The organism is Solibacillus sp. FSL W7-1472, assembly GCF_037969775.1.
Classification (GTDB): Bacteria; Bacillota; Bacilli; order Bacillales_A; family Planococcaceae; genus Solibacillus; species Solibacillus silvestris.
This window is the reverse complement of record NZ_CP150208.1, coordinates 1,992,193-2,016,874: the sequence shown is the minus strand read 5'-3', so window position 1 is coordinate 2,016,874 and position 24,682 is coordinate 1,992,193. Positions and strand designations below refer to the sequence as shown.

Annotated in this window: 21 protein-coding genes; 19 read left to right on the top strand and 2 right to left on the bottom strand. The window is 36.8% G+C overall.

What is annotated here, in order from left to right; all coding sequences use genetic code 11:
• Window positions 1-363: 363 nt before the first annotated feature.
• From ilvB to gmtX, 15 genes are all read left to right on the top strand, one after another.
• Window positions 364-2,112 carry a biosynthetic-type acetolactate synthase large subunit gene (gene ilvB, locus MKY07_RS09885; protein ID WP_065215902.1) on the top strand — a complete coding sequence of 583 codons (1,749 nt, stop codon included), beginning with the start codon at window positions 364-366 and terminating at the stop codon, window positions 2,110-2,112.
• Window positions 2,109-2,624 (top strand): acetolactate synthase small subunit, encoded by a 516-nt coding sequence (gene ilvN / locus MKY07_RS09880; protein WP_008403681.1) that lies wholly within the window; start codon window positions 2,109-2,111, stop codon window positions 2,622-2,624. The genes ilvB and ilvN overlap by 4 nt, the downstream gene beginning before the upstream one ends.
• Window positions 2,625-2,853: 229 nt before the next feature.
• Entirely contained in the window at window positions 2,854-3,867 is a 1,014-nt protein-coding gene (gene ilvC / locus MKY07_RS09875; protein WP_008403679.1) for a ketol-acid reductoisomerase, read from the top strand.
• A gap of 1 nt (window position 3,868) precedes the next feature.
• Window positions 3,869-5,413, top strand: coding sequence for a 2-isopropylmalate synthase (locus MKY07_RS09870; protein WP_041865742.1), 1,545 nt, complete (start codon window positions 3,869-3,871; stop codon window positions 5,411-5,413).
• Between the two features lie 108 nt (window positions 5,414-5,521).
• Window positions 5,522-6,622, top strand: coding sequence for a 3-isopropylmalate dehydrogenase (gene leuB, locus MKY07_RS09865; RefSeq protein ID WP_008403675.1), 1,101 nt, complete (start codon window positions 5,522-5,524; stop codon window positions 6,620-6,622).
• A gap of 70 nt (window positions 6,623-6,692) precedes the next feature.
• The gene (leuC, locus tag MKY07_RS09860; RefSeq protein ID WP_008403672.1) at window positions 6,693-8,102 is read left to right on the top strand and encodes a 3-isopropylmalate dehydratase large subunit; all 1,410 of its coding nucleotides are present in this window, start codon (window positions 6,693-6,695) and stop codon (window positions 8,100-8,102) included.
• Window positions 8,103-8,114: 12 nt separating this feature from the next.
• The gene (gene leuD / locus MKY07_RS09855; RefSeq protein ID WP_339261853.1) at window positions 8,115-8,705 is read left to right on the top strand and encodes a 3-isopropylmalate dehydratase small subunit; all 591 of its coding nucleotides are present in this window, start codon (window positions 8,115-8,117) and stop codon (window positions 8,703-8,705) included.
• Window positions 8,706-8,827: 122 nt separating this feature from the next.
• Entirely contained in the window at window positions 8,828-9,394 is a 567-nt protein-coding gene (locus tag MKY07_RS09850; RefSeq protein ID WP_008403668.1) for a hypothetical protein, read from the top strand.
• Between the two features lie 128 nt (window positions 9,395-9,522).
• Window positions 9,523-10,866: a spore germination protein gene (locus MKY07_RS09845; protein WP_339261851.1), complete on the top strand. Its 1,344-nt coding sequence runs from the start codon at window positions 9,523-9,525 to the stop codon at window positions 10,864-10,866.
• Window positions 10,863-11,978 carry a GerAB/ArcD/ProY family transporter gene (locus tag MKY07_RS09840; RefSeq protein WP_339261850.1) on the top strand — a complete coding sequence of 372 codons (1,116 nt, stop codon included), beginning with the start codon at window positions 10,863-10,865 and terminating at the stop codon, window positions 11,976-11,978. The genes MKY07_RS09845 and MKY07_RS09840 overlap by 4 nt, the downstream gene beginning before the upstream one ends.
• The gene (locus tag MKY07_RS09835; RefSeq protein WP_339261849.1) at window positions 11,953-13,077 is read left to right on the top strand and encodes a Ger(x)C family spore germination protein; all 1,125 of its coding nucleotides are present in this window, start codon (window positions 11,953-11,955) and stop codon (window positions 13,075-13,077) included. Before MKY07_RS09840 ends, MKY07_RS09835 begins: the two co-directional genes overlap by 26 nt.
• Before the next feature lie 184 nt (window positions 13,078-13,261).
• Window positions 13,262-14,743 carry a gamma-mobile-trio recombinase GmtY gene (gene gmtY, locus MKY07_RS09830; RefSeq protein WP_339261848.1) on the top strand — a complete coding sequence of 494 codons (1,482 nt, stop codon included), beginning with the start codon at window positions 13,262-13,264 and terminating at the stop codon, window positions 14,741-14,743.
• Window positions 14,744-15,169: a hypothetical protein gene (locus MKY07_RS09825; RefSeq protein WP_339261846.1), complete on the top strand. Its 426-nt coding sequence runs from the start codon at window positions 14,744-14,746 to the stop codon at window positions 15,167-15,169. It abuts the gene before it with no gap.
• Window positions 15,105-15,683: a hypothetical protein gene (locus MKY07_RS09820; protein WP_339261845.1), complete on the top strand. Its 579-nt coding sequence runs from the start codon at window positions 15,105-15,107 to the stop codon at window positions 15,681-15,683. The genes MKY07_RS09825 and MKY07_RS09820 overlap by 65 nt, the downstream gene beginning before the upstream one ends.
• Before the next feature lie 52 nt (window positions 15,684-15,735).
• On the top strand, window positions 15,736-16,380 hold the full coding sequence (gene gmtX / locus MKY07_RS09815) for a gamma-mobile-trio protein GmtX (RefSeq protein WP_339261843.1): 645 nt from the start codon (window positions 15,736-15,738) through the stop codon (window positions 16,378-16,380).
• 146 nt (window positions 16,381-16,526) lie between these two features.
• Here gmtX and MKY07_RS09810 read toward each other — a convergent pair whose 3' ends face one another.
• Window positions 16,527-17,300 (bottom strand): UPF0489 family protein, encoded by a 774-nt coding sequence (locus MKY07_RS09810; RefSeq protein ID WP_339261841.1) that lies wholly within the window; start codon window positions 17,298-17,300, stop codon window positions 16,527-16,529.
• A gap of 546 nt (window positions 17,301-17,846) precedes the next feature.
• On the opposite strand from MKY07_RS09810, the gene MKY07_RS09805 reads away from it, so the two are divergent.
• The 4 genes from MKY07_RS09805 (at window position 17,847) to MKY07_RS09790 (ending at window position 21,810) form a co-directional block, all read left to right on the top strand.
• Complete coding sequence (locus MKY07_RS09805) at window positions 17,847-19,082, top strand: IS110 family transposase (RefSeq protein ID WP_061550132.1); 1,236 nt, start codon at window positions 17,847-17,849, stop codon at window positions 19,080-19,082.
• A gap of 692 nt (window positions 19,083-19,774) precedes the next feature.
• Window positions 19,775-20,338 carry a signal peptidase I gene (gene lepB / locus MKY07_RS09800; RefSeq protein WP_339261837.1) on the top strand — a complete coding sequence of 188 codons (564 nt, stop codon included), beginning with the start codon at window positions 19,775-19,777 and terminating at the stop codon, window positions 20,336-20,338.
• A gap of 294 nt (window positions 20,339-20,632) precedes the next feature.
• On the top strand, window positions 20,633-20,965 hold the full coding sequence (locus MKY07_RS09795) for a hypothetical protein (RefSeq protein ID WP_339261835.1): 333 nt from the start codon (window positions 20,633-20,635) through the stop codon (window positions 20,963-20,965).
• A gap of 488 nt (window positions 20,966-21,453) precedes the next feature.
• Complete coding sequence (locus MKY07_RS09790) at window positions 21,454-21,810, top strand: hypothetical protein (protein ID WP_339261833.1); 357 nt, start codon at window positions 21,454-21,456, stop codon at window positions 21,808-21,810.
• A 1,012-nt stretch (window positions 21,811-22,822) separates the two neighbouring features.
• On the opposite strand, the gene MKY07_RS09785 is transcribed toward MKY07_RS09790, so the two are convergent.
• The gene (locus MKY07_RS09785; RefSeq protein WP_339261832.1) at window positions 22,823-24,559 is read right to left on the bottom strand and encodes an ABC transporter ATP-binding protein; all 1,737 of its coding nucleotides are present in this window, start codon (window positions 24,557-24,559) and stop codon (window positions 22,823-22,825) included.
• Window positions 24,560-24,682 lie beyond the last annotated feature (123 nt).

The following is a 24,682-nucleotide window of genomic DNA, read 5'->3' as shown; positions in this document are numbered from 1 at the left end:
GGTACAACTATATCCGACATCCCCTCGGAGTGGGCTATTAAACGCATTTGTCATTAGATAGCTCCGGGCATATTCGAATTGCTCGTTATTAATGAACCGTTCTCTTTGTTTAGTTGCGCAAATTTCCAGTAGGAACTTTGAAATAAAGAGGCTAAGGCGGTTCACGAGGTAACTAGGTGAACACTGTTTCTTTTAGAAGCGCATGTTCATCGATGTTATAAATGAGGGTGGTACCATGAAAAGTCTTTTTCATCCCTACGTAAGAGGTTTTCTTTTGCGTGCGGAGAAAGAGGCTTTTTCTTTTTATAAATTTATAAAAATGACTTCACATATAAAGTTTTAAAAAAGGAAGGAGAAATTACTATGAGTGCAAACGTTTCAGTAAATCAAGAAATCGAAAAGCCCGAAGAACAACAGCAAGTAACAAAACCGAGAGACGGTGCGGATATTTTAGTGCAGGCACTGCATGAACAAGATGTGGATATTATTTTTGGTTACCCGGGTGGGGCAGTTTTACAAATTTATGATGCTCTATACCGCAATCCGATCCGTCACATTTTGACACGCCACGAACAAGGTGCTATCCATGCGGCAGAAGGTTACGCACGTGTTATGAATAAACCGGGTGTAGTAATTGCGACATCTGGACCTGGAGCGACAAACCTTGTAACCGGTATTGCCGATGCGATGATTGACTCGATCCCGTTAGTAATTTTTACAGGGCAAGTAGCTACATCGGTAATCGGTACAGATGCATTCCAGGAAGCTGATATTATGGGCATCACAACACCAATTACAAAACATAACTATCAAGTGCAGGACGTAGCAGATATTCCTCGTATTGTTAAAGAGGCATTCCATATTGCCAATACAGGACGTAAAGGACCGGTTGTCATTGACTTCCCGAAAAATATCTCTCAAACAGTATTCCTGGATGAAATTAAAGCTCCGGATGATATTTATTTACCGGGTTACCAGCCGACAACGAAACCGAATTACCTGCAGATTCAAAAGGCGATTCAAGCATTAAGTTTAGCTAAAAAACCTTTAGTACTGGCAGGTGCAGGTGTATTATTCGCCGACGCACGCGAACAATTGACAGAATTTATTGAAAAATATAATTTACCGGTTGTTAATACATTACTTGGTTTAGGAAGCATTCACGGACAGCATAAACAATTCTACGGAATGGCCGGGATGCACGGTTATGCAACTGCCAATGATGCCATTACAAAATGTGACCTATTAATTAATATCGGTGCACGTTTTGATGACCGTTTAACAGGTAATTTAGCAACATTTGCACCGAACGCTACGATTATCCATATCGATATCGATCCGGCAGAAATCGGTAAAAATGTACCGACTGATATTCCGATTGTTGCAGATGCGAAAGAAGCGTTATATGCCCTGTTGAAAAAAGATTTCCCAGGACCAGATACGACGGAATGGACTCATTACTTAAATGATAGCCGTGATAAATATCCGCTTTGGTATGAAGAAGCGGGAGAAGAAATTTTACCGCAGCAAGCAGTTGAAATCATTCATAAGCTGACAGATGGAGAAGCGATTATCACAACAGATGTTGGACAGCATCAAATGTGGGCAGCCCAATATTATCAACTAAATAATCCGCATAACTGGGTAACATCAGGCGGTTTAGGAACGATGGGCTTCGGTTTCCCGGCAGCAATCGGTGCACAGTTTGCGAAGCCTGAGAAAAAGGTTATCTCAATTGTTGGAGATGCCGGTTTCCAAATGACAAATCAGGAACTTGCATTACTAAAGGAATTTAACTTACCAGTAAAAGTAGTAATCCTTAACAACAGTTGTTTAGGAATGGTACGTCAATGGCAGGAAACATTCTATGAGGAGCGTTATTCACAAAGCTTAATGCCAATCCAGCCGGACTTCGTTAAACTTGCCGATGCATATGGCATTAAAGGCTACCGCATTGACAATTTATCAGAAGCGGAAGCAATCTTTGACGAAGCGATCAATTCTGATGAGCCGGTTGTCATTGATTGTCGAGTGAAGCAACTTGTTAGCGTATTCCCGATGGTTGCGCCTGGTAAAGGATTACATGAAATGATTGGAGTGAAAAAGCCATGAAACGAGTGCTGACAGTAACAGTAATTAACCAAAGCGGCGTATTGAACCGAGTGACTGGCTTATTAATGAAACGTCAATTCAATATTGAATCGATTACAGTAGGTCATACGGAACAGCCGAATTTTTCGAAAATGACGTTCATCGTCCATGTTGAAGATGAAAATAAAATCGAACAGTTAATCAAGCAGCTTTCGAAGCAAATCGATGTATTAAAAGTAAACGATATTACAGAAAAAGCGATCGTCCTTCGTGAGTTGGCTCTTATAAAAGTAGTTTCACCACCCAACTTGCGCCTGGAGATGAATGCAATCGTTGAGCCATTCCGTCCGCAGGTTGTCGATACTTCGAAAAATGTTGTGACATATGAAGTAGTTGGCCATCCGGAAAAAATCGATGCTTTTATCGAGTTACTTCGTCCATATGGCATTAAAGAGTTAACACGTACTGGTGCAACAGCAGCCATCCGTGAAGCACAAAAAATCGAGAGCCCGCAATTATCGATTTTAAAATAAGCAAACGGCCAATTTTATGTCAAAGATGGATACGTTGTATGTAGTGGAGGTGGCGACTCCTAGGGGATAAGCACGAGGGAGAGACTTTAGGCTCGAGCCGTGCCCCTGGAAAGCGTCCACCGCAACGGAATACAACATTACTCAATTGGTTTTAAACAGGGTGGAAGATGTCATCTGAAGCCCGTATTTCAAAAATAAAAAAACATTCACTTAATTGGAGGAAATGAAAATGTCAAAAATGTATTATGAAAACGAAATTAACGAGCAAGTATTACAAGGGAAGAAAATCGCGATCATCGGTTATGGTTCACAAGGCCATGCTCATGCGCTTAACTTAAAAGAATCAGGTTTTGATGTAGTAGTAGGTATCCGTCCAGGTAAATCATACGATGCAGCAAAAGAAGATGGCGTAGAAGTAAAATCTGTAGCAGAAGCGGCTGCAGAAGCAGATGTAATTCAAATCCTACTTCCGGATGAGCGTCAAAAAGCAGTATATGAAGCAGAAATCGCACCACATTTAACACCTGGTAAAGCGTTAATGTTCGCACACGGTTTCAACGTACACTTCGATCAAATTCAACCACCAGCAGATGTTGACGTATTCCTAGTAGCTCCAAAAGGCCCAGGTCACTTAGTACGTCGTCAATTCACTGAAGGAGCTGGCGTACCAGGCTTATTCGCAATCCACCAAGATGCGACAGGTCAAGCGCGTGATTTAGCTCTAGCATACGGTAAAGGTATCGGTTCAGCACGTGGCGGATTACTTGAAACTACTTTTGCTGAAGAAACAGTAACTGACCTATTCGGTGAGCAAGCAGTACTTTGCGGCGGTACAACTGAACTTGTTAAAGCAGGTTTCGAGACATTAGTTGAAGCAGGTTATCAACCAGAATTAGCTTACTTTGAAACATTACACGAACTTAAATTAATCGTTGACTTAATGTTTGAAGGCGGTATGGCGACAATGCGCTATTCAATTTCAGATACAGCAGAGTGGGGCGACTATGTTTCAGGTCCCCGTATTATCGACGCATCAGTAAAAGCGCGTATGAAAGACGTATTAACTGATATCCAAGACGGTACATTTGCGAAGCGCTGGATCGCTGAAAACGAAAACGGCCGCCCTGAATACACAAAATTCAAAGAAGCTGGTGCAAACCACCAAATTGAAGAAGTTGGCGAAAAATTACGTGCTATGATGCCATTCATCAACCAAGGAAAACAAAAGGTAACAGTGAAATAATATGAGAAAAATTGACATTTTTGATACAACATTGCGCGACGGAGAACAATCGGCCGGTATTAACTTAAATACTGCAGAGAAAGTAGAAATCGCAAAACAACTAGAGCGTTTAGGTGTCACAATTATTGAGGCGGGATTTCCTGCCTCATCTCCAGGTGACTTGGAGGCGGTATCATTAATCGCGAAAACAGTGAAAAATTCAATCGTCACAGGTTTAGCACGTGCTGTTAAAAGCGATATTGATGCCGTGTGGGAAGCAATTCGCCATGCTGAACAGCCACATGTCCATACATTTATTGCAACAAGCCCGATTCATATGGAATATAAGCTAAAGAAAAATCCGGATGAAGTAATCGAGCAAGCCGTAACAGCTGTAAAGTATGCAAAGGAAAAATTCTCACTTGTAGAATTTTCTGCTGAAGACGGGTTCCGTTCAGATAAAGAATTTTTAGTTCGAATTTGCCGGGAAGTTATTAAAGCTGGTGCAACAACGATCAATATTCCGGATACAGTTGGTTACGCATCACCGGAAGAATACGGCGCTTTATTCCGTTATTTACGTGAAAACGTGATCGGTGCAGAAAAGATTAAATTTTCGGCACATTGTCATGACGATTTAGGTATGGCAGTTGCAAACTCTTTGGCAGCGATCGAAAACGGTGCAGACCAAGTAGAATGTACGATTAACGGACTAGGCGAACGTGCAGGAAATGCCGCATTGGAAGAAATCGGTGTTGCCCTACATATTCGTAAAGACTTCTATGGTGTTGAAACAGGACTGAATTTAAAAGAAATTAAACGTACATCACAGATGGTAAGCCGTTTAACAAATGTAGTCATTCAACCAAACAAAGCAGTTGTCGGTAAAAATGCATTTGCACATGAATCAGGAATTCACCAGGATGGTGTATTAAAAAATCCTGAGACATATGAAATCATATCTCCAGCACTTATCGGAGAAGATGATATCCCGTTAGTTTTAGGAAAACATTCAGGCCGCGCAGCATTCCGTGATCGTGCGGAAACAATGGGATTCCAGTTATCGGATGAAAAGCTGAACAAAGCTTTCGCTGAGTTTAAAAAATTGGCCGATCGCAAAAAAGAAGTGACAGAAGAAGATTTAACAACAATCTTAACTGAGCAGCAAGTTTCAATAGAAGATGTTCCATTATTTGAACTTAAATCAGTCCAAGTTCAGTACGGTACAGAAAATATTCCAACTGCCACTGCATCAGTCATTACTCCTGAAGGGGAGTTGAAAACACTTGCTTCAACAGGATCGGGTTCAGTCGAAGCTATTTTTAATACACTTGAGCAGCTTGTTGGAGGTAAAGTTAATATTTTGGACTACCGAGTACAATCAGTTGGTAAAGGTCGTGATGCACTTGGGGAAGCGGTCATTAATTTAAAATATAATGGCTACACATCAACAGGACGCGACTCTGCACAGGATGTGCTGGAAGCAAGCGCAAAAGCATATTTAAATGCAGTGAACCGACAATTGATTCAACAGCAAGTACGCGAAAAACTGGCAATTACGATTTAACAGATTGTACGAACTAATTGCAATCTTTTTATATTATCATTAGCGCCATCCTAATTGGTGGCGCTTCTACATCAAGTTACTTCACGTAGAAAGAAAGGTGTTTTACAAATGGAAAAGATAATTACAGTACTACCAGGTGACGGCATTGGTCCAGAGGTTGTTGCAAGTGCAGTAAAAGTATTACAAGTAATCGGGAAACGTTTTAACCATACATTTCATTTAAACTACGCGGCAATCGGCGGAGCTGCAATTGATCAGTACAACAACCCGTTACCGGAAGAAACAATTGCGATGTGTGAAGCAAGTGATGCCATTTTATTAGGCGCGGTAGGTGGTCCAAAATGGGATAATAACCCGCCAGCATTGCGTCCGGAAAAAGGTTTACTGAAAATCCGCAAGCACTTCGATTTATTTGCGAATTTACGTCCTGTGAAAGCATTCCCAAGTTTACTTGCATCTTCTCCATTAAAGCGTGAAGTTGCGGAAAATGTAGACTTAATGATCGTCCGTGAATTAACAGGAGGGCTATACTTCGGAGAACCACGTAAAAAAACAGATGCAGGTGCTATTGATACATGTGTGTATTCCCGTGAAGAAATCGAACGTATTGTCGAAAATGCATTCGAATTAGCACGATTACGCCGAGGAAAACTTTGCTCAGTAGATAAAGCAAATGTACTGGATACATCCCGTTTATGGCGTGAAATTGTAGAAGAGAAGAAAAAGCAGTACCCAGATGTAGAAACAGAACACAACTTAGTTGACTCAGTGGCAATGAAACTGATTACAAATCCGGGTCATTATGATGTCATCGTTACAGAAAACTTATTCGGCGACATTTTAAGTGATGAAGCTTCTGTAATTACGGGTTCATTAGGTGTATTACCTTCTGCATCAATTCGCGGCGATAATTTTGGACTTTATGAGCCTGTACATGGTTCAGCACCTGAAATTGCTGGCCAAGGTGTTGCAAACCCGGCAGCAACAATTCTTTCAGTAGCAATGATGCTTCAATATTCATTTGGCTTAAAAGAAGAAGCAGCTGAAATCGAGCGTGCTGTTGCAGCCGTATTCGAAGATGGCTACTACACAGCCGATTTAGCCCAGGAACATACACGTACATTAACAACAGAAGAATGGACAGAAAAAGTACTAAACGAAATCGATGCAAGCTTCGTCTCAGACAGCATTATGATTTCATATAACTAATAATTCAGATAAAAAGAAAAGTAGTTGGTTTTGAATCAACACTATATATGGTTAAGGAACGGTGAGAACTATGGGGAAAAATATTATAGAAAAAGTGTGGGAACAGCATGTCGTACATCGTGAAGAAGGAAAGCCGGACTTACTTTATATTGACCTGCATTTAATACACGAAGTTACAAGTCCTCAAGCATTCGAAGGACTTCGCCTGGCAGGACGAAAAGTGCGTCGTACTGATCTTTCGTTCGCAACTATGGATCATAACGTACCGACTAAAAATCTGCCGACGATTAACGATCCGATCGCAAAAAAACAAATTATGACACTTGCGGAAAACGCAAAAGAATTCGGTATCGAATTAGCTGATATCGGTCATCCGGATCAAGGGATCGTTCACGTAATTGGACCGGAATTAGGACTGACGCAACCTGGTAAAACAATCGTTTGCGGTGATTCCCATACAGCGACACACGGTGCATTCGGCGCAATCGCATTCGGAATCGGTACATCAGAAGTAGAACATGTATTATCGACACAAACTTTATGGCAATTAAAGCCGCCAACAATGGAAATCCGTGTGAACGGTGAACTTGGTGTTGGTGTAACAGCGAAAGACATCATTTTAGCGATTATTGCAAAATGGGGAATCGGTGTTGGTACAGGGCATATCGTGGAGTATACAGGTGAAGCAATCCGCAAGCTCTCTATGGAAGAGCGCATGACAATCTGTAATATGTCGATTGAAGCAGGAGCAAAAGCAGGCCTGATTTCACCGGATGAAACGACGGTTGAATTTTTACGCGGTCGACGTCACGTACCTCAAGGAGATAAATTTGAGGAAGCGGCAAAATACTGGTTAAGCCTTGCATCGGATGCAGATGCAACATATGATGTAGTCCTTGAAATTGACGCACAGGAAATCGAGCCGATTGTAACATGGGGCACAAATCCAGCGATGGGTGTCGGCGTTTCAAAAACAGTTCCTACTGCTGCTGATTATGACAATGAAACAGATAGATCCGCTTTAAACAAAGCACTGAAATATATGGATTTACAAGAAGGCCAAAAAATTACAGATATTGAAATTCAACATGTATTTATCGGATCTTGTACGAACTCCCGTATTAACGACTTACGTGCAGCAGCTGAAATTGTAAAAGGTGAAAAGCTTGCACCGGGGGTTAAAGGGATTGTTGTTCCTGGTTCTTGGTCGACAAAACGCCAGGCAGAAGAAGAGGGTCTACATCTAATATTCCTTGATGCTGGCTTTGAATGGCGTGAATCAGGCTGTTCTGCTTGCTTAGGGATGAATGAAGATGTAATTCCAGCGGGTGAACGATGTGCTTCTACATCTAACCGTAACTTTGAAGGACGTCAAGGTGCAGGTGCACGCACTCATCTTGTATCACCGGCGATGGCAGCAGCAGCTGCAATTCACGGACGTTTTGTCGATGTTCGTAAGCTACAAAAGCAGGAAGCATAAGGAGAGATCAGCATGAAACCGATTAATATTGTAAATAGTATCTATGCACCACTTGATCGTAAAAACGTCGATACAGACCAGATTATTTCGAAGGAATTTTTAAAGCGCATCGAACGTACAGGATTCGGACAATTCGTATTTTATCACTGGCGTTTTGATGAAAACGGCAATCCAATCGAGGATTTCGTATTAAATAAACCGGAATATAAAAACGCTGAAATTTTAGTGGCACAAGATAACTTTGGCTGTGGCTCATCACGTGAGCACGCTCCATGGGCTATCCTTGATTACGGATTCCGAGTTGTCATCGCACCAAGCTTTGCGGATATTTTCCATAATAACTGTTTCAAAAACGGTATTTTACCGATTAAATTAACGGAAAGCGAATGTGACGAACTGTTAGAAAAAGGTTTAGCAGAAGCACAGGCAATTGAAGTTAATTTAGAACAGCAAACGGTTACTACGGGTTATGGCAAAACGTATTCATTTGAAATTGATCCATACTATAAACAAATGTTATTGAATGGATGGGACGAAATTTCTCTTACATTCCAATATGAAGAGCAAATTACTGCTTACGAGAAAAATCGCGTAGCATACTAATAGATGAGCCTGTTACTTTGGGAACCCCCCTTAGTAGCAGGCTCTGTCTTATTTTACCGGTTGTTACGCTATTTTGGCGATGCTATAATTTAATTCATTGTGTAAGTATCGGGAGTGTAATTATGAATAAATTATGGGTTTGGATCGGGATTATTTTAGTTATTGGGTTTATCATCAATTACTGGATGTTAATCGTTGGAGCCGTTGCTCTGTATTATGGAATTAAGAAACTTGTAAAATATTCTAAAGAGAAACAGCAACAAAAAGCGCTAATAGCAGAACAACAGCAAATAATAGAAAATCAATCAACGATCGAGTATAAAATGGAAAGATTGCTAATTTTAACAAATAATATTGATCCCAATGGATATAAGCGCCAATTGTATAAAAACAAGCAGCAATTGGATTTAAGGGATTACTGGTATAAATATTTGGATTTACGCGCAAAACTCATTTTGAATGACACACCTACATACCGTGAAGAGGAAGTTTTGCACATAATGTGTGATGAACTGCTAATACGAATGGATAACTTGGAAATAGAAGTAACAGATGCGGTCAAAAAAGAATTTATTGAAGAAAACTTAATGCCATTGCTAAAAGATGTAGTGGAAATCATGGAAGATATCAGCCCAGTGAAAACAATTAATATGGATGCATACCGCTTATTGAAAGCGAATAATCATTAGACTGGAAAAGCCATTCTCATTATGAGATGGGCTTTTTTATGTTTATTAACCAAATTTAACCTTTCCTGAATATTATTTCTCATATTGGACATTCTATAAAAAAGTTTTGCTGAGATTGGAGAAATAATATGTCTTCGGAAGAGAACATTAAGTGGATTAATGAACAATTCAAAGATACAAATGAATTAACGATGAAGACGCTGGAAGATGATGATAAGAAAGCAGAGCTGTTTTACATAAAGCCGCTTATCAATGTGGAATTGCTTCAACAAATTATCATTAAACCTTTTTTTGAAATGCAATCTGAAACTAAATTTATCCGATATCTGAAAGCTTTGCCTCAATTTCAGGACAGTAAGTCACAGGAGCAACTGAAAACTGAAGTACTGAACGGCAATGTAGTTCTTTTCATACAGAATAAATTTTATTTGCTGGACCTGAAATTTTCTTTCAATGACCAGACGAATGCAGCATCAGTTGAAACAACAATACACGGTTCACAGCTGGCACTTAGCGACAATATTGCGACCAATATTAATATTATTCGATCCGATTACCATCAGCCGACGTTATATGTTGAATATTCCACGATAGGTCAAGTAAACAATCATAAAATGGCTATCATTTACGACAAGGAAAAAGTAAATAAAAATGCCCTGAAACTCATCATGGAAAAATTGCAGCAAGTGGATAAGCAGGTCATTACATCTACGGTTCAGCTAAGTAACTATATCAACAATAAAAAGTTATCATTATTTCCGCAGTTGATTATGACCGAACGTCCGGACAGGATCGTTTATAACTTGGCTGGAGGCAAAGTTATCATATTGGTGGATGGTAACCCTCAAGCATTGATTGCCCCAGTATATTTCTTCGACTTTATGACATCGATGGAGGATAATTACCATTCATTTTATATATCGTTTTTCCTTAAATTTCTTCGTTATACCGGGTTATTTATCAGTCTCCTTTTACCGGGCTTATATATCGGTATTACTTCATTTGCACCGGAAGTGTTCAGGACAGAACTCGCTTTGACAATTGCAGGAAGCCGTATTGGGGTACCGTTTTCTTCATTTGTAGAAGTACTGTTCATGCTGTTTTTTATGGAAATGCTGCTGGAAGCGAGTATACGACTACCGAAAAGTATTAGTGCGACTGCTACAACCGTTGGGGGGTTAATTTTAGGGACGGCTGTAACAGAAGCATCTCTCGCATCGGATATTATGGTTATTATTGTATCGGCGGTGGCAATATCAACTTTTGTTATTCCAATCAATGAAATGGCATTTTCCATACGAGTAATTCGCTTCATTTTCATTCTTGCAGCAACAATACTCGGTCTGGCAGGATTAACGTTAGCGCTTTACGCGATGATTATGTATTTAGTGAGTATCGATAGCTTCGGTGAACCGTATCTGAAATTCAATGAAAAGAAGACAAGTAAAACGAAGGCAGGGGAGGAAATATGAGCAGGTTTTATTACTATTTAATTCTTATTAATATGGTTGCTAATATTATCGCTTCGGTACCTGCTATCCTTCTCCATTATCACAATGATGGTGCTGTCATTTCCATGCTTTTATCAATTGCTGCAGGTGTACTTCTTGTAACAATATACACAAAATTTTTCCTTAAGTATCCAGGTAAAACTTTACCTGAACTGCTGGAAAAAACTACTTCCAAATGGTTTTACCTGCCTTTCGTTTTTCTACTCGCTGTATTATGGTTTGTTGCAGGGCTTATTACGCTAATAACATTTACATTCTTACTTATTCGCTATTTAAGTCCTGAAATGCCAATAATTCTTATTTGCCTAACGCTAATATTAGCGGTAATTTTTGGCTGTATATTAAAAACAGACCGTGTAATGTACACCGTTGAGATGATTATGATTATCACAAGTCCTTTAATTCTTTTCATATTTTTTAAAGCATACAGCAGCAAAAGTCTAAATTGGGACTTTGTTAGGGAAGCGGCTTTATATATTAATCAAGTACCGAACTGGCATTCATTTTCTGCTTGCTTTTTTTTATTTTTGGGTGCTGCCAATCTATTTATATTCAATCGTTTCTTTACGGATAAACAGAAATTTGGCTTTAGACAGATTATGTTTATTGTTTTAATATCTATTGGGACTTTATTTACAACGTACTTCATCCCGATAGGCTTTAATGGAGTTGAAGGAATTAATGATTTAGTCTATCCGTGGATTTCGACGACCGATTCGATCAGGATGGAATATTTTATTATTGAACGTGTGTTGTTCATGTTTTTACTGTTTTATTTAGGAATCGCTTTTTTAAGCATACTCATTCACTGGCATGCGGCGGTGGAGTTTTTAAAATTCACCTTTAAGCTGGAAAAAATAAAATATAAAGATAAAGATATCGGGATACTTTTGCCGCTTCCTATTTTTGTTGCCATCTCATTATATTTTGTAACCGTATTAACTGAATATCAGCTTTTCCGGTATTCGAGATATTTTTATGATGTTTTGGTTTTTATTTTTCCAGGCATGATCCTATTGTTTACTTACATTAACAGGAGGATGAAAAATGAAGAGACTTCCCCGGAAAATTAAAGGAACTATACTGTTATTTGTATTGGGAAGTGTTCTATTATCCGGATGCGCATTTAAAGACATTGATAAAAGTGTTTTTGTTGCAATGATCGCCTTAGATGTTTCTGAAGATGAGGATAAACCGTACAAAGTTACATTAAAGCTATATGAACCGACTGGATCTTTTAATGAGGCAACAGAACCTCAGTATTCCTATTTATCGGAAAATGGGGAAACTCTTTCCGAAGCGATTCGTATGATGGAATCCTATTCAGATAAGGAGCTTGAATTTGGACATTCAAAGCTAATTATTCTCGGTGAGGAATTGGTGAAAGATAATAAAAATAAGGAAATTTTGGACTTTTTACTGCGCAGACCTGATATTCAGATGATTTCCTGGATAACGGTTGGGCGTCCTAATGCTGAAGAAATTATTAAAATGATTCCGCAAGGGGAATCGGCGGCTTATCCTGAACTGTTTAACTACTTTGACAGTAATGGTACTACAACACCATATATTGTGACGACACATTTATTTGAGTTCAGAAGAAATATGAAAGAAAGTGGGATCGATAGTGTACTGCCTATTATTGAAATAAATCATGAAGATCAGCATTTTGAAGTTAATAAATCCCTATTACTCGCAATAAACAAAGAACCGTTAGAATTGAATTCATTAGATACTTCGATTTATAATATGCTGTCAAGAAGTGTAAAACATGCGAATTTACTTATAAAAGAGGATGGAGACCATTTCATTGCCAATATCGATACGGTCAAATCAAAATATAATGTGAATATTAAAAATCCGTCTGAAATCCAACTTGATATTAATATTAGTTTATACGGCTCGATAGCAGAATCTCATAAACCAATGATAAATAAAGATCTTCCACAATATAATGAAGAACTGAAGAAGGAATCGGAAGAGAAATTTAAGGGATTTATAACGGAGATGAAAAAACATGGCTATGATCCACTAGGTTTCGGCATCGATTACAAAGCAAAGGTTTTACATAATCGGCGCATGACCGATGAAGAATGGATGGAAGCCTATAAAAAAGCTAAAGTCAACTTAACTGTTAAACCAGGAATAAAAAGTACCGGATCAATCCAATAAGCACTTTGTATAATAACAAAAGACTTCAAATCGAATGTTATCTAGGGTGAAATATTTATAATCAAACTACTAAAAGGGTATTGCATTTTAATGATGCAGTACCTTTTTTATTGTAGTTATATGTAAATATTTATGGTAATATATGTAATATTATAATCAAACTATAAGTATAGGAGAAATATATATGAGATATGTTCAGGTATCTTCAAAAACATATAAGGATAATACAGGGAGGAGCATAGACTTACCTACTCTTCTAGTTGAGTATAATAGAGAGACAAAGCTTTTCGAACAATTACACAGATATCAAATAAAGAATCGTAGTAAAAGCAGAACTTGGCATAAGAAGTTGGTACAAGCTGTTGGACTATTGCTTGATTATATGGAAGCTAATCAGCAATATTATTCTTCACCAAAAGAATTCTTTGATACATTTGCGGAGTCTGTTTATTCAGGGACAATAAATGAAGAAGGCATAGACCCTTCGGGACTTTATTGGCTACCTAAAAGAGTAGAAACAGCGAATATGCTTCTATCTGCTTTAAATGGGTTATCAGATTGGTTATATGAAGAATATGGAGCTACTCAATTAAACCCTTGGAGAAGAGCCACCAGATATGAAGAACGACTTAACTGGATGGCTCAAATAAACAAAAGTCAGAACTCATTTCTAGGGCATTTAAATGATGTTCATGAAATCTCTGAAACTGCAAAATTAGCTCGCACTGTCGTTAAAAGAAGAAATCCATACTCAGCAAAAGGAGATACAAAAGCCTTCCCCGAAAATGAAATAGATAAGTTCCTATGGGAAGGCTTTAAGAATTTAAGAAAGAACGTTGAATTAGACCTTGTTGACCGTTATAACTGGCGTGATATTGCTATTACAATACTGATGCATGGCGGTGGACTTAGGCATAGTGAAGTATTTCATTTATGGGTACAGGACGTCTTCCCTGACCCTGATGACCCAAATCTTGCTGTGGTACGAATCTATCATCCAAGCGAAGGAAGAGCACCGCAGGATTGCAAGAACCCTACTACCGGTAAATATATTACAGACAGAGAAAGTTATCTTTTGTTAAAGTATGGTTTACTTCCACGCAATATGTATTCCGCACAGGACAAACGATTTGCAGGGTGGAAAGAGCCAAGACTTGATAACTATGTAGATAAATACATGCATGTTTACTGGTTTTCAAAGGAATGGGGATACAACTTTATGTATGCATGGAAAATGTATATGGCAAAAAGGTTAAGAGATGGCATTAAGGAAACGCACCCATTTGCCTTTGTCTCACATTCTCCTAAAACGCTAGGAGAAATGATGCCACTAAGGACTCAGAGGGAGTCTCACGAAAAAGCGGTTGAAAAGATTGATTTGTTATTCGGAAAGAAATATGGCACTACGCCACACGGACATAGACATGCATATGGTCAAAGACTTAAAAAAGCCAATATATCTAACCGAAACATACAAATTACCATGCACCACAAATCAATGATGTCTCAGGAAGTATATACAGAGCCAACAGTTGCAGAAGTTACGGCTTCACTAAATAATGCTACTGCATCTTTGGATAATGGTTGTGTACTTCCAATGCAGAGTGAGATTGATGCATGGATGAATGAAGAAACTAAACAACAGAACAGATATAGGAGAAAATAAATGGGCAGAAAAGGTTTTGACAATGATCTTAAGTATAAAATGATTGAAGAACTTTGCAACGGCAAATCAACTGCGGATATTGAGAAAGAATACGGTATTTCTGGATCTAATGTTATGAGATGGCTCCGAGAATTTGTTAATAACGGAGCTTTTGGTAAAAATGTATTAACTCCAAATGAAAGTGTAAGGTTTGAACAATTAAGGGAAAAAGCTAAAAAAAGAGAAGTTGAATTAAGGCGACATGGAACTTTTAAGAGTGAAAACTTCGACTGGATTTTAGAATATGATTCTGATTTACAACAATGGAATGAATATAGCAGTGAATGGCTAAAAACGATTATAAGAAGCAAAGCCAAAGCAATTGAATCTCTATCAAACTTCTTTAAAAAATGGAACCATATTTACAAAACATCGAGAGTTGCTTAAATATGAGCAATTATATGCACAGGAGATACAGAAAAACGATAAGCTAGCAAACGATTATAATGCCAGTCTTCGGCTGATTGATAAGTGCATGAATTTAATCAAAGAAACATCTTCTGATGACGGATTTCATCTTGTTACCGTAGGTTCTATATCGGATATTGGAATTTCTATTAATAACGTTGAACATGACCTTGAACAACTTCAAATCATCTGTAATGGGGCGGAACTGTTTCCTGAAACAGATGCAAGCAAGGCAGTTCTTCAAAGGTCTCAAATCATAGATTTAACATTAAAAAATAATAATAAAATGCCTGTTATGTTCTCATTAACAGAAGAAGAACAGCTCATTGCCGGTAATCAATTCATGAGGCTTTTGATTAATCGTGCAGGTAATTTAAAAGATGCTATCCCTTATGCAATCGGGCGTAAGAAACTTGAAGAAATCGGGTTTGAGAATGAGTTTGTTAATGAACTTAAATCTGTGAATTTAAACAATAATTTATTACCAATATAGATAATTCTAATCTTGATTAAGAATAATTTATTTATGTATTGGAGGATATAGGATGGAAATGCATCCAGATGAACTGTACTCAAAGCTTTACGAGAATGCTTCTACTAGGAAAAAGAAAACATTAGAACTCATAAATAACGTATGTAAAAAACAGTCTGAGTCTGACATAAAAGATTTTTCTATTGGTACTATAGCCAGATTGATAGCAGATGATGGCGGTCCAAGTGAACAGGCACTTAGAAACAAAAATGCAGAGGATTACAGAGTTTTGATAAGCCAGTGGGCTGAATTCTATAAAACTACCACTAAAAAGCCTAAAAAAGAAAAGAGAACAACTCTAAACGATGATATCTTAGCAAGTATCTCCGAACCAACAACAAAGGCATTGGTTGGAATGCTAATGGCAGAGAATAAAAAGCTTAAACGAGAAAATTCTCTGCTTAAAGAACAAACAACTTTTATGGTTGATATGCGTCCTACAAACGATCTAAGCAAAAATAAGGATGTAGTTATAGTCGAGCCTTCTTATAATCTAACAGATACCGAAATAGATGCACTGAAAAATGCCATATCAAACGAATTTATGAACCATCAAGGATGGACTACCGATAATTATGGCAGAGTAAAAGAAAACGGCATTCAGGTATATAAGGCAGGATATATAACTGCATTACAAAAAATTCTTAATGAAATATAAAGGCTCTGTTCTTAAAGATTATTGCTAATGACATAAAAAAAAGAGACAGTTTTTTTAAGCTGTCTCCGTTATTGAACGAAAGCCCCCGATTCTTAAATTTACGATATCTACATAATCTTAATCTTAGAGCAAAATATTACTTATACTTATCTTTCTAAAGCGGACCAACTCTTTCCTTGTGAAAGATTTAATTCAAATTCTTCAAGGAAGAGGTTCAATACATATTCAGCATTCTCTGAACCACCTATGTACCAATCCTCTGGGGAGAGAGCTACTGTAATCGCATCCCAAGAGTACAAATTTTTTAGAACTTTTAAATCCTTTTTTATTTCTTCAGTATCTTTAAGTTGATAAATAGTATGTCCTGTCTCAGTTTGAGATTCAAAAGCAAAATAATCTAAGTCTAGATCAAGTATTAATGAGTGACCATCCGTGAATAAATTTAATAGATTACGTCGCTTTATAAACTCTAGCATTTCTACTGAATCTAACCGCTTTACCCAAATATTGTCAACCCTTTCTTTAGAAGTGTAACCTTTTAACTCACGTGATTGCAATTCATTATCCGATAACTCATCTTGTTCTTCAGGAGATACATATAAAATTCGTTGTATTGTTTCTCTAGCAAATCCGGCCCAAATAAAATTATCAATTCCAACAATTCTATCATTACCTAAAGTACCTGCTGTTAATTCTGACAATTGCTTTAATCCTTTAGCTTCTTTTAAGCCAGGTACTTGTGCACCATCTAGCGCAGCATCTAGATGTTGATCAACATGAATTAATACTGAATCACTGTTTATCCAGGCATTTTTACGGGCTAGATCCCATGCAACAAATGCCCAATTATGATGTTTCATTATGAAGATTTTTTGTTCTGGAAATACGACTTTCCAGTTATCGTCTTCTCTCCAAGTCATTAATTTATCCCCTTATCTCTTTCTTTAGTTTTATGTATAATTTTTCAATAAATAATTATATTTTTAGCTTTGTAAAAAATCTTGACCACTTTCTACCTCACGTGCCCAATTGTTAAATAGTAAGTATAAATTTCATTTAAGTGTGAAGCATTTGCTCAATACGTAAGTTCATTTTAACATTATTAAATACGAAAAAAAATGATAGCGTATGCTACCTATCTTGCTTCAATTGACTTTCTGCAATATGGCTCTATAACAGAAAAACGCGATCTTCTTATTGAAGAATCGCGCCCGATCGTATTATTAGGTCAGCCAGAAAATATTTCTGGTTGACCATTTTTTATATCGATATATGATAACGGTAGCCGAGGTAGAACGTTCGCGCCCGTGGGGCTAAGACCTCGTCCGCAAAACAGTTCACCCCCTACTTGTAGAAACATGTTTGAGGCTGGTTGGGACAGTGATCTCGTATAACAAGCGAAGCTATGACACTACAAAGAGGATTTAGGGGTTACCGGCAATTATCATTTTGAAGGAGGAATTATAATGAATCCAGTCATTGGCCTGGATGTAGCTAAAGGTGAAAGTCAGGTTCAAGCTTATTTGGAAAGAAAGAAGCCCTACAAGAAAAGCTTTAAAGTAAAACATGATCTTGATGGGTTAGCTAGTTTATTAGATTTTATTAAAGAAGTAGAAGATATTTCAGGAGAGCGCCCTCCCCTAGTTATGGAGTCTACAGGCCATTATCACACACCAGTTGTTCAATATTTTGAAGACAAAGGTTATTTAATCATTATCGTAAATCCACTCATCTCTTATAAGACGAAAAGTTCTAGTTTACGAAAGGTAAAAACAGATATCGTTGATGCCAATCATCTCTGCGAGCTGTATTATAAAGAGGATTTAGAGCCTTATAAAAAGCGTGGCATCCAACTTGCGAACTTACGTCATCTTACGAGACAGCACGATAATATTACAGGCATGTTTGTACAAACTAAACTACAATTCCAGGCAGTCTTAGATCAAGTATTCCCTGAATATAGTAATGTTTTTGGCGACTTATATTCGAATGTTTCTTTAAAAATACTACAGACTTATCCTACTTCAGAAGATATATTGAGCGCCAATAACGAAGTATTAACAACTAAAATAAAAGAATTCTGTAATTCTCGTTCTCTACAATGGGCAAATCAACAGGCTGAAAAGCTAATGACTGCAGCAGCTCAAAATCCATTTCAACAGGCTTTATATTCTAGCCTTGCCCTAAGTTTAGATATGTATATTAACATGATCTTCGAATACAAAAAACACCTATCCCTACTTGAAAATGAGATAGATGCTTTGGCCAAAAGTATTGAAGAATCGAAGATTATCCAATCAATTCCTGGTATCGGAGAAAAAATCGCTGCCACGATTATATCTGAAATTGGGGAAATTGAAAGGTTTAATCACCCTAAGAAACTAGTCGCATTTGCCGGTCTTGATCCAAGTATCTTTGAATCAGGTACATTCAAAGGCACTTACAACCGAATAACCAAAAGAGGCTCTAGCAGACTACGGCAAGCTTTGTATATGGCTGTTAAATGTGCAATTCGTGATTGTCGAAAACAGAAAACTACAGATGAAATCCTTCCTCGTAATAAGAAACTACGGGCGTTTTATGATAAAAAACGTGAAGAAGGAAAACCATTTAGAGTAGCTGTAATAGCTTGTGCAAACAAACTCTTACATTGGATTTATGCACTATTAAAAAACAAAACTTCTTTCCAAGACATATCTTGATTTAACAATTTAACCAAGCAAACCTAAACTTTCCAAATCAAAAATTTGGACGGTTATTTGGCATGCACAAATTTAGTATAACATGATATTTTTATTATTTTTAATGAAAATTATTGACAACTATTAGCTGGTTTTGTGGAATAAGGGGCTGCCATATTCGAGTGGCTTACGACCATACGCAAAAAGAAGTTGTTCGCTAATACGATTTTGAAAACGACATTGGGCTATAATTAATGCTACCAAACGTCGGTTTGGGGAATTTATTTCTTTCATCAATTGGTTTCAAAAATAAAAAAGGATTATAATTCAAATAAATCTTGAGTTATTTGGAGTTAGGAAATGAAAAATAAAAAAACAAAGAAGGAAAGACAGGTGTGGCTTTGAAATAAAGTTGAACTGTTTTAATAAAAGTCGTACCGTTTTGAAAAAAGTTTAACCGTTTATAAAAAAGATGAACCGGAATTTCTATTTCTATAAAAAAGGAATCTCGGTTTTTCTTGTGGATTTGAACCTGTTAAGTCAAAATAAAGTTATTCAACAATCGGGCCATTTAGTTGAATAACGTCTCAAAAAAGTGGTGGGTTTATGTTACAATTAAGGTTAAATTGTGAAGTAAAATATTACTTCTAACACGACAGAACAGTGAAAGAAGAAATGATTTATTTTAGAGTAATTAAAGGAGCGCTGTTATTTTGGAGAAATCAAAGAAAAAAGAATTATTAGATTGGTTTATAGCTATTGCGGTAGCAGTTGTTTTTGTTATCGCTATAAGAACATTTATTTTTTCACCAATTGTAGTAGATGGTTCTTCAATGATGCCAACATATGAGGACGGAGACAGAGTTATTATTAATAAATTTAGTAAGCAAATATCTGGTATAGACAGATTTGAGGTCATAGTATTTGAAGCGCCGATTGGTGAAGATTATATTAAGCGCGTTGTGGGCTTGCCGGGAGATTCTATTTCATACGAGAATGATATCCTTTATATTAATGGTGAAGCATTAGAAGAACCTTATTTAGATGAATATAAAGAAAAATTAACAGATCATGCTCCACTAACATACAATTTCAATTTAGAATCTTTAACAGGTTATAAAGAAATACCGGAGGGTTATTTATTTGTTTTAGGAGATAATCGTAGAAAAACTACTGATAGCAGAGATCCAAATGTAGGATTAGTACCAATGGATAAAGTTCTAGGAACAGCCAAAGTTAGATTCTATCCATTTGATAATTTAGGTATTGTTAGATAAATCTATTTAAACAGTAAAATAAACTTCAACTATTGAGCGCTTTTCTTGAATAAGAAAAGTGCTTTATTCAATTATAGGGCCAGATTGTGGAGGAACTACATTCAGATACTCATTTAGATTTAGATTTATATTGAGATTGTAGGATAACACTTAAACTAAGATCGCAGTCTACGAAGTATACAATTGTGGGTTCAATCAACGTATTGTTATGGTAAAATTAGGTTAAAAGGAAGGGTTAGTGTAAAAGAAGTTTATTTCATAATTAGAAATATAAATAAAGGGAGTTGAAGAACAATGAATAAAAAGAAGGGTTTTCTTTTTTTCCTAACTTTATGTATCGAGGCGGTTATCACCTATTTTGTTGCAAATTCGTTTTCTGTTCGATTTATTGAAGTAATGGGAATTATCGGTGCGATATGTAGCGGATTACTTCTTTTGTTAACAAGTGGAGGTGGGCCTATTTCGAATTTCTTTACAGCGAGAAACGCGGGCATAACAGGGATCATTCAAAAAAGAGAAGCCTTTGTTTTTAAAAAAGGTGCAGTGTTTTTCGCTTCCGTTGTTTACTTTGGCATCGGATTGTTTTTCTTTATTTTGCTAGTTACAGGTGTAATTCCACCCGTGTAATAAACGTTTATACGCTCTTGGCTTTTAAAAAGAAAGCACAAATAAAATGTTTTGTTAAAATCATAGTTATTCCATTAAAGGGCGCGATTGTTGAGCAACACAATTAGAAAATGAACAAACTTTTTTATAAAACGGAAACTTATATATGCAAGAGAAGAATCTATTATGATCAATCTTTATTTCAAAATAGATTCTTCTTTTTTTACCGTAAATAATGGATTTTGAGGCATTTTTGATTGAAATTTATTACAAAGCAACAACAGGACGGCTTTTTTAAAGAGTTCTTCGGGGATCTTACCAGTTCAATATTATTTGAAGTGGCTTGGAACATTTTAATGTTTATTCCTAAAATGATTATTCGTTTAATAAAGATCATTTGGTGAGTTATTTAGGGACTTTAAGCTAATAAACTGTTATAAACCTTCCCAAACACCGTTTTTGGTAAGGTTGTTCTTTAATTAAATTGGTAGATAAAGGAGTTAATGCTTTTGAGACTAAAATACAATTTTTTCTGTGTAGTAATAGCTATTGTTCTTTTATCAGGTTGCTCCAACTCTAATCCCTTTAATAATTCATCAGCTGATTGGGCTTTTCAGTTTGTTGTTTGGGATGGCTATATTTATCAATTAAGTGATGAATATGTTGAAAATGTAGATGAAAAAATCGGTGAAGTTACAAAGTATTCAGATATGGAGGGAACTTACTCCGGAAACTTCTCGAATACGTATGAAAAAGGCACAAAGTATTACGCTATTCAAGGAATAAGCACTGAGGAAGCAATAGCTATTGAAGAAGGTAGTCGATATAAAAAAGCAATGAGGGATGGAAAATACGGAGAAAAATAATGAAATATAGAAAATAAATTTAGTTAATGAAGGAATATTTAGTTGAAACGAAAATAACGTTCCCAAATGCCACTTTGGGGACGATTTGAATAGATAACACAATAATTTCATTTGAGGTGATATTATTTTTAAAAAAATAGGATTAGTTTTAATCGTTTCTAGTGTCATTTGTTTTTTATATTTTTATAAATCACCCATACTTAGTGCCGATGCAGCTTTAATTAGTGCGGAAAAATATTTACTAAATCCAACAGAAGAATGGGGAACGATTGTATATGATGGACTAGAAGGAATTCCAGAAGAAGATATACATATACATCTTTTTGAAAGAACTGGGTTTTGGAATAAATTATTCAATAGAATGCAATGGGAAGTTACAATAAAATCATCTGAAATGAATGCAACGATTGTGATAGACGCTCATAATGGAAAATTTATAGATTTAGTCGGAGCGTTTAGCTAAGTTTAGGATATACAATTCTATACAAAATAACGTTCCCAAATCAAAGTTTGGGGACACATTAAAAAGGTATGGATGTTGTTAAATCAACGTTTCATGCTTTTTTGTATGAACATTATGTTATGCAGCATTTTATACAGATGATGAAAACCCTAGAGGTAACAGTGTTTATACTTGATGAGCTTGATCTTTAATTTGTATAAAAACTTGTATAACAAATCTTTTATTATTATTAATCAGCACCTTTTCTTACTCCACAATATGGCCCGATTGTGGAATAAGAAAATTGCACCCCATACAGGTTTTTTATCATACTTTATTATAAATGATCGAACTTAATTATAAATTATTAACCTTTATTAAATGACCAAAATAAAAAATACATCCATTAACACAATAAAGATTTAATGGATGTATTTTTATATACAGGTAAAAGTTTGATTATAAAGTTTGATTATATATAATCAAACTTAAATTTTCTAAACATAAGGTCTAGTTTGTTTTATTATACTTTTCACCCTATATTATCTTTTTTTGAAGTCTTTTTAATATTTATATAGCTACCCAGTGACCTTTTGTAACTTCAACAAGCTCTGTATTCTCTACATCGAATCGATTCGCTGCCAGTTCTTCGTCTGTCATAACACGACGCTTTTTCTGTTTTTCGATAGCCGGATCGGGAATCGGAATCGAATCGAGCAACATTTTCGTATAAGGGTGCTGCGGATTGGCATACAGCTCTTCACTTTCTGCCAGCTCAACAATTTTTCCGGCATACATCACAGCTACACGATCACTAATATGTTTCACCATGGACAGGTCATGTGCAATAAACAAATATGTTAATCCTAATCGCTGCTGCAAATCCTTCAATAAATCAACGACTTGCTTTTGAATGGACACATCAAGCGCGGATAACGGCTCATCACAAACGATGAATTGAGGTTCCACAGCAAGAGCACGTGCAATTCCGATACGCTGACGCTGACCGCCGCTGAACTCATGCGGATAACGAAGCGCATGTTCTTTTTTTAAACCGACGAGCTCCAATAATTCTTCTACTCGTGCCCGGCGTGCTTCTTTGGAAGGGGACAGTTTATGAACATCCAGTGCTTCTCCGATAATATCCAATATTTTTTTTCGCGGATTTAAACTTGAATAAGGATCCTGGAAAATAATTTGCATATGACGACGCATACTTTTCAGCTCATTTTTCGTTAAGCGACTAACCGGTACGCCTTTATAAAGTACTTCACCGTCTGTTGGCTCGTGTAGCTGCAACAATGTTCGGCCGGTTGTCGATTTACCGGAACCTGATTCACCAACAAGCCCTAATGTTTCACCCGGATAAATCTGAAATGATAAATCATTCACCGCTTTTAATACATTGCCTTTTGCTAATTCAAAATGTTTGGATATATTTTTAACTTCGACTAACGGCACATTAATATTCAAGTCAGGCGACAAGTTTGGCAGTTCTTTCGGCTGTTTCGGTTCATGTAGCTTCGGCAAAGCGTTCAACAGTCGTTTCGTATAAGGATGCTGCGGATTGGCAAAAATCTCTTCCGTAGTACCTTGTTCGACGACCTCGCCTTCCTTCATAACAACGACACGATCACACATACCCGCTACGACACCCAAATCATGTGTAATCAATATAATAGATGTACCAAATCGCTGCTGCATGTCCTTCATCAATGATAAAATCTGTGCTTGGATTGTTACGTCAAGCGCTGTTGTCGGTTCATCGGCAATAAGAAGGGAAGGGTTACATGCTAAAGCCATAGCAATCATAACTCGTTGTCGCATCCCGCCGCTAAATTCATGGGGGTACTGATTATAACGTTGTTCACTATTTTTTATTCCGACTAATTTTAATAGTTCAATTGTTTTTAAATGTGCTTCCTTTTTCGAAAGCCCTTGATGTTTCATTATACCTTCTGCAATTTGGTCACCAATACGAATAGTTGGGTTTGTAGAGGTCATCGGATCCTGGAAAATCATACTAATGTCTTTTCCGCGAATCGCTTCCATTTGGTTTTCCGTTTGGGTAATTAGATTTTTCCCTTGGAATTCAATCGTTCCATCTTTTAAAAACGAAGGAGGAGATGGAAGTAAACGCATAATTGAACGGGCCGTTACACTTTTTCCGCTACCGGATTCTCCTACAATTCCGACTGTTTCACCCTCGTTTACATGAAAACTTACGCCTTTAACGGCTTCGAATTCTTGCTCGCCAGTTATAAAAGATACACGTAAATCCTTTACTTGAAGCAACTTTTTACTCATAACATGCTCATCCTTTAATAAAAATAAAATAATTTCATTGACTTCTGAATGTTCGTTCTACATAATACATTACTATACAGGTAGGAATTATACAATATTTAAAGTTTGAAAATTCTTTACACA